Below are 6,485 nucleotides of genomic sequence, written 5' to 3'. Positions count from 1 at the left end.
GCCGGCCAGCCGAGCGGCCAGGGCCGGCTCGCGCACCGCCAGCTCGCGGCGCATCCGCCAGATCTCCTCGTCCGCCTCGAGCGCGGCCAGGTGGTCCAGGAGCACGTGCCGGACCGCGGTGAGGGCGCCCTCCGCGGCGGGTCGCGCCACGACCGCGGCGGCGAGGCGTTCCGCGGTGGCGGGGTCGGAGCCGACGAACGCGTCCTCCTTCGTCGCGAAGTAGTTGAAGAAGGTGCGGGGGGCGACGTCGGCCGCCGTCGCGATCCCTTCGACGGTGACGCCGTCGACACCGTGCGTGAGGGCGAGGGCCACGGCCTCGCGGTGGATGCGCGCCCGGGTGGCGAGCTTCTTGCGGTCCCGCAGGCCGGCCTCGGGGGCCGGGTCCTCGTCGGCTGCGCTCGTCATGCTCAGAGTATGCACCGTCCGCAAAGTTGCACTGGGTGCAACCACTGAATATGCTTGCAGCATGCAACTTCCGGCACCGGTCCCGCTCAGCGACACGGTCGAGCCCTACCGTCTGTCCCCGGAGTCGAGGCGCGTCTTCGTCGGCCTCATGCTCGGCATGCTCGTCGCGTCGATCAGCCAGACCATCGTCGGCCCGGCGATGCCGCGGATCGTCGCCGAGCTCGGCGGCATGGACCACTACAGCTGGGTGGCCACCGCCGCCATGCTCGTCTCCGCGATCACCGTGCCGATCGTCGGCAAGCTGTCGGACCTGTACGGCCGCCGCGGCTTCTACCTCGCCGGTCTCGTCGTCTTCATCCTCGGCTCCGTCGTCAGCGGTTTCGCCGGCAACTTCTGGCTGCTCGTCCTCGGCCGGGCCATCCAGGGACTCGGCATGGGCACGATCATGCCGCTGTCGCAGACCATCATCGGCGACATCATCCCGGCGCGGCAGCGCGGCAAGTACCAGGGCCTCATGGGTGCCGTCTTCGGTGTCACGTCCGTGGCGGGCCCCCTCGCCGGCGGGGTCATCACCGACCACTGGGGCTGGCGCTGGCTGTTCTTCGCCGCGGTGCCGATCGGGATCGTCACGACGGTCGTCATCGCGCGCTTCCTCCACCTGCCGCACGAGCGCCGGGAGGTGAAGATCGACCATCTCGGGATCGCCACCCTCACCGTCGCGCTCGTGAGCCTCCTGCTCGCGACGTCCTTCGGCGGCACCACCTACCCGTGGGGCTCGGTCGAGATCCTCGGGCTGTATGCCGTGGGCACCCTCGCGCTCGTCGCGTTCGTGCTCGTGGAGCTGCGGGCCGAGGAGCCGGTCCTGCCGCTGCGCCTCTTCCGGTCGTCGGTCTTCACGGCCAGCAACATCGCGGCCTTCGCCGTGTCCATGGTGATGTTCGGCTCGATCATCTACATCCCCGTCTACGCCCAGGGTGTCCTCGGGGTCGGCGCGACCGACTCCGGACTCATCCTCATGCCGCTCATGCTCGGCCTCATCGTCATGGGCATCCTGTCCGGGCTCCTCATCACCCGCACCGGCCGCTACAAGGCGATCATGGTCACGGGCGTCGTCATCATGGGCGCCGGCCTCTTCCTGCTGACCCTCCTCGAAGCCGACTCGACCCAGACCCAGCTCACCCTGGCGATGGTCGTGCTGGGCATCGGGCTGGGCATGGCGATGCAGCAGTACACGCTCGTCGTGCAGAACGCCGTCTCACGCTCGGACCTCGGTGTGGCGACCGCCTCGACGCAGTTCTTCCGCAACGTCGGCTCCACCGTGGGCATCGCGGTGTTCGGCACGGTCATGACGAGCGGCCTCGCCGGCGCCATCCGCTCGCACCTGCCGGCCGACGTGGGCGCCCAGATGCCGCCGGGCGCAGCGGGCGCCGGATCGGTGCTCGACCCGACGGCTCTCGAGGGCCTTCCGCCCGTCGTCGTCGACGCCGTCCGACAGGGGCTGGCCGACCAGCTGCACGAGGTCTTCGTCCTCGCCCTGCCGGTCGTGGTCGTCGTGCTGCTCGCGACGATCGCGATCAGGGTCATGCCGCTGCGCGAGAGCGTCGACGACGTCCCGGTGGCGGAGGAGGTCGGGCACGAGCTCCTCGACTCGATGGCCCAGTCCGTCCCCGGCGTGGAGGCGGGCGGACCCGACGTCCGGGTCGACACGGACGTCGAGGCGCGCCCTCGGGTGGGCGCGGGGGTCTGAGCGACCCGGCAGCTCCCGCCCCGCCGACCGTCGGTCAGCGCGTGCGCAGGGTGACGTCGTGCTCGCCGGTGACGCCCTCGATGTCCTTGGCGGCCGTCTCCATGAGTCGGTCGGCCAGACGGCGCAGGGCCCGGGCCACGGCGACCTCGTCACCGATCTCGGGAACCGACCTGTCCGAGGAGCTGCGGTGGCTGTGCCCGTGCGCCGTGAGGTGCTTCGGGGAGTCCGCCACGAGCACGACCCTCGCCTCGGCGTCGTCGTCGTCACCGAGCACGCTGATCCGCACGTGCCAGTCCCGGGCGTGCAGGCGGGCCCCGGAGGGGGAGTGCTGCTCCGGCTGCTGACGCGACTCGGCGGGTGCGGCCGGTGGCGTGAGCTGCTTCGACGACTTGTCCGACGGCGTGACGCGCAGCACCGCACCGGGTCCGGGGTAGATGAAGCCCTCGTGGCCGTCGCTCCACCTCACGACGTAGGGGGGCTCGCCGTCCGCCCCACGGGCCTCGACCACCTCGCCCTCGCGCAGGGGCCCGTCAACCGTGGGTGGTGCCAGGATGATGTGGTCTCCGGGCTGGGCTCTCATGGCGTCCTCCTTGGGATTCGTGGTCCTCCCAGCGTCCCGGGTCGGCGCGGCCGTGGCATGAGCCGAAGGTCCCGACGTGGGGTCCGCGGACCGAGGTCAGCTCCGCGGGATCACGGTGAGGACCCGCTCGACGTGCGTGCGGAACTCCTCCATGAAGTTCCGGAGGAAGTCGGCCGTCTCCTTGTCGGTGACCTCGCCGGACTCGGTGTACACGTCGGGTCGGAAGGAGATGTAGGCCTCGGGTGCCGTCATCTGCCGGGCGTTGCAGAAGCTCAGGACACCACGCAGGCTCTGCTGGGCCACTGCGGTGCCGATCTGCCCGATCGAGGCCCCGATCACCGCGGCCGGCATGTGGTCGAAGGAGTTCTGCCCCCAGGGCCGCGAGGCCCAGTCGATCGCGTTCTTGAGCGCTCCGGGGATCGACCGGTTGTACTCGGGGGTGACGAACAGGACGGCGTCCGAGGCGGCGAGGGCCTCCTTGAGGGCTCGTGCCTCCGGCGGGTAGTCGTCGTCGAAGTCCGGGCTGTAGAGGGGGAGGTCGCCGATGGGGATCTCGGTGAACTCGAAGTCCTGGGGCGCGAGCGCGATGAGCGCCCGGCTGAGGGTGCGGTTGATCGAGGTCGACGACAGGCTGCCGACGAAGTACGCGACCTTGAAGGTACTCATGGTGACTCCTCGTGACGGGGTACCCCGACGTGCCGCCGAGGTGCGCTGAACGCGGCTGCGACCACCCTCGCAGCATTCGTTCCCGACCACCAGAGTCGTCGGATGCCATGCCCGTCGGTGGGGGCGGGTTGGCCCAGCGCGCCACGGCGGAGGACACTGGGGGACGACCCGGTCGGCATGCGACACCGTCGCCGACCCGTCGCCTCCGCCGCGACCCTCTTCCTCTTCCCCATGGGAGCACACGTGAAACCAGCTCGTCACGACCACCCGGGACACCGGGCCCGTCCGCTCCTCCGGTCGGCGGGACGCCGATGAGCCGCAGAGGGCCGCGCCGCAAGACCACCGACACCCTGCCCGCCCTTCCGCCCCACGGCTTGCGCGTGGTGCCGCTCGGCGGTCTCGGCGAGATCGGGCGCAACATGACGGTCTTCGAGCACGCCGGCCGCCTGCTCATCGTCGACTGCGGGGTGCTGTTCCCCGACGAGCACCAGCCGGGGGTCGACGTGATCATCCCGGACTTCACCTGGCTCAAGGACCGCCTGGACCGCATCGACGCGATCGTGCTCACCCACGGTCACGAGGACCACATCGGCGGTGTCCCGTACCTCCTGCGTGAGCGCCCGGACATCCCCGTCGTCGGCTCGCGGCTCACCCTCGCGTTCCTCGAGGCCAAACTCGTCGAGCACCGCATCAAGCCGAGGACCGTCGTGGTCGCCGAGGGCGACCGTCGCAAGCTCGGCCCCTTCGACTGCGAGTTCGTCGCGGTCAACCACTCCATCCCCGACGGGCTCGCGGTCGCCATCAGGACCGCCGCCGGGATGGTGCTGCACACGGGCGACTTCAAGATGGACCAGTTCCCGCTGGACGGCCGGGTCACCGACCTGCGCGCCTTCGCCCGGCTGGGGGAGGAGGGCGTCGACCTCTTCCTCGTCGACTCGACGAACGCCGAGGTCCCCGGGTTCACCGTCTCCGAGGGTGAGCTCGCCCCGGCGATCGACACGGTCTTCCGCACCACCAAGGGGCGAGTCATCGTCTCCAGCTTCGCCAGCCACGTGCACCGCATCCAGCAGATCCTCGACTCCGCCCAGCAGCACGGTCGCAAGGTCGCGTTCGTCGGGCGCTCCATGGTCCGCAACATGGGCATCGCGCGTGAGCTCGGCTACCTCACCATCCCCGACGGCCTCGTCGTCAAGGACCTCAAGGCGCTCGACCGCCTGCGGCCGGACCAGATCGCGATCATCGCCACCGGCTCCCAGGGTGAGCCGATGGCCGCCCTGGCTCGCATGGCCAACAGGGACCACCCGGTGAGCATCACCGAGGGCGACACCGTGCTCATGGCCAGCTCTCTCATCCCCGGCAACGAGAACGCGATCTACCGGGTCATCAACGAGCTGACCCGGTGGGGCGCCAACGTCGTGCACAAGGGCAACGCCAAGGTGCACGTGTCCGGTCACGCCAGCGCGGGGGAGCTCGCCTACTGCTTCAACATCATCAAGCCGACCAACGTCCTCCCCGTGCACGGCGAGTGGCGCCACCTGCGGGCGAACGCCGATATCGCCATCCGGACCGGGATCGACCCCGAGCGCGTGCTCATCGCCCAGGACGGCAGCGTCATCGACCTCGTCGACGGGCGGGCGAGGATCACGGGGAGCGTGCCCGCCGGGCTCGTCTACGTGGACAACATGACCGTCGGTGGCGCCACCGAGGAGAGCCTGCACGTGCGGCGCACCCTCGCCGAGGAGGGCGTGGTGACCATCGTGTGCATCGTCGACCCCGACACCGGCGCCCTCGTCGAGGACCCGGAGTACCTCGCGCACGGCTTCCCACCCGAGGCGACGGACTTCTCGTCCGCCACCCCGGCGATCCAGAAGGCGCTCACCAAGGCGAGCAACGACCGCATCGAGGACCTCGAGCAGCTCGAGGAGCTCGTCCGGCGTGCTGCCTCGTCCGCGGTCCACCGCGCCCACCGCCGCAGCCCGCTCATCATCCCGGTCATCGTCGACGCGTGACCCGCCCGCGGCTCGCTCAGTCGCGGAGGAACCCGATCCAGCCGGCATCGCTGGTGAGGCTGAACATCATCCCCTCCGTCGACCCCTTGAGCTGGACCTGCGCATGATCGGCGACGAGCGCCGCAATCCAGGCCTCGTGAGCCGCGACCTCCGGTGGACAGCCGATCAGGGTCGACATGACACCGCGCTCGGACTGGAGCCGGTGGTGGTCGACCGTCGCCGTGGCGGTCAACCGGTTGCAGCCCACGTCGAACCGCAGCTCGTCTCCGTCCACGCTCACCCGGACCGGCGCCGCCCAGGGGGAGGAGCCGTCACGGGCGAAGCCGGTGCTCGACACCCACTGGCCCTGGACCGGTTCCAGCGAGTCGAGCCAGCCGGCATCCTCGTCGGCGGCGCGGTGCAGAGCGAGCCGGACGGCATACGCCCCACCCAGGACCACGATCGCGACGACCGCCGCCAACGCGACCCACCTGTGGCGCAGCGTGAAGCTCATGAGCACAGGATGAGGCACGAGACCGTCCGCGGCAGTGCGGGCCAGCAACGCACCGCATTCGACGCCCGCCGCACCGAGCGCGTGACCGCATCATGGCCGCGGCGTCGGAGCTGGCCAGGGAGCGGGGGGTTGCCGGAGCGACCATCGCCCAGGTGTGCCAGCGGTCGGGCCTGCCGGTCAGCTCGGTCTACTGGCACTTCGAGGACAAGGACCACCTCTTCGCCGAGGTGATCCGGACCAGCTTCGCCAGGTGGCTGGTGACCGTCCCGCGCTGGGAGGTCACCGCCGACACGACGATCGAGGAGGGCCTGCGGCGGGTGCTCGGCCAGTCCTCGCGCACGTTCTCCGACATGCCGGCCTTCCTGAGGATCGGCATGCAGGTCCTCCTCGACACGGGGGAGCAGAACGTCAAGACCCGTGAGGCCTACCTCCAGGTCCGAGAGCAGGTCGGCCACATGATCGCAGCGTGGATGGGCGACCTCCTCCCGAGCCACGTCGGGGCGCGTACGGCCGAAGATCTCGCCGGGCTCGTCGTGGCCTTCTCCGACGGCATGGTCGTCGGCTCGCAGGTCTATCCCAGCTGGG

General features: G+C 70.5%; 6 protein-coding genes and 1 pseudogene. 3 read left to right on the top strand and 4 right to left on the bottom strand.

From position 1 onward, the window contains the following. Positions 1-405 (bottom strand): TetR/AcrR family transcriptional regulator (locus N801_RS14790; RefSeq protein WP_035939409.1); only part of this gene is annotated, 405 nt, incomplete at its 3' end. A gap of 61 nt (positions 406-466) precedes the next feature. Between N801_RS14790 and N801_RS14785 the strand changes: the two genes are divergently transcribed. Further along, positions 467-2,152, top strand: a complete 1,686-nt coding sequence (locus N801_RS14785; protein ID WP_084109035.1) for an MDR family MFS transporter — start codon at positions 467-469, stop codon at positions 2,150-2,152. A gap of 34 nt (positions 2,153-2,186) precedes the next feature. On the opposite strand, the gene N801_RS21615 is transcribed toward N801_RS14785, so the two are convergent. Further along, the gene (locus N801_RS21615; RefSeq protein ID WP_035939406.1) at positions 2,187-2,732 is read right to left on the bottom strand and encodes a dsRBD fold-containing protein; all 546 of its coding nucleotides are present in this window, start codon (positions 2,730-2,732) and stop codon (positions 2,187-2,189) included. A gap of 96 nt (positions 2,733-2,828) precedes the next feature. Beyond that, positions 2,829-3,398 (bottom strand): NADPH-dependent FMN reductase, encoded by a 570-nt coding sequence (locus tag N801_RS14775; RefSeq protein WP_035939402.1) that lies wholly within the window; start codon positions 3,396-3,398, stop codon positions 2,829-2,831. A gap of 311 nt (positions 3,399-3,709) precedes the next feature. Between N801_RS14775 and N801_RS14770 the strand changes: the two genes are divergently transcribed. Further along, entirely contained in the window at positions 3,710-5,407 is a 1,698-nt protein-coding gene (locus tag N801_RS14770; RefSeq protein ID WP_035939399.1) for a ribonuclease J, read from the top strand. Between the two features lie 16 nt (positions 5,408-5,423). Here the strand turns inward: N801_RS14770 and N801_RS14765 are convergent, their stop codons facing one another. Beyond that, positions 5,424-5,900 carry an META domain-containing protein gene (locus N801_RS14765; protein ID WP_156996793.1) on the bottom strand — a complete coding sequence of 159 codons (477 nt, stop codon included), beginning with the start codon at positions 5,898-5,900 and terminating at the stop codon, positions 5,424-5,426. A 92-nt stretch (positions 5,901-5,992) separates the two neighbouring features. Between N801_RS14765 and N801_RS21785 the strand changes: the two are divergent. Continuing rightward, positions 5,993-6,118, top strand: a pseudogene (locus N801_RS21785) (TetR/AcrR family transcriptional regulator); the annotation flags it as partial. Positions 6,119-6,485 lie beyond the last annotated feature (367 nt).

The organism is Knoellia aerolata DSM 18566, assembly GCF_000768695.1.
Classification (GTDB): Bacteria; Actinomycetota; Actinomycetes; order Actinomycetales; family Dermatophilaceae; genus Knoellia; species Knoellia aerolata.
Note: the sequence above shows the minus strand (reverse complement) of the source record. Positions and strands in the feature narration are given on the sequence as shown.

Excerpts from the sequence above, each read along its gene's own strand:
- N801_RS14770 (WP_035939399.1), top strand. The coding sequence starts at position 3,710 with ATGAGCCGCAGAGGGCCGCGCCGCAAGACCACCGACACCCTGCCCGCC.
- N801_RS21615 (WP_035939406.1), bottom strand. The coding sequence starts at position 2,732 with ATGAGAGCCCAGCCCGGAGACCACATCATCCTGGCACCACCCACGGTT.
- N801_RS14785 (WP_084109035.1), top strand. The coding sequence starts at position 467 with ATGCAACTTCCGGCACCGGTCCCGCTCAGCGACACGGTCGAGCCCTAC.
- N801_RS14775 (WP_035939402.1), bottom strand. The coding sequence starts at position 3,398 with ATGAGTACCTTCAAGGTCGCGTACTTCGTCGGCAGCCTGTCGTCGACC.
- N801_RS14765 (WP_156996793.1), bottom strand. The coding sequence starts at position 5,900 with ATGAGCTTCACGCTGCGCCACAGGTGGGTCGCGTTGGCGGCGGTCGTC.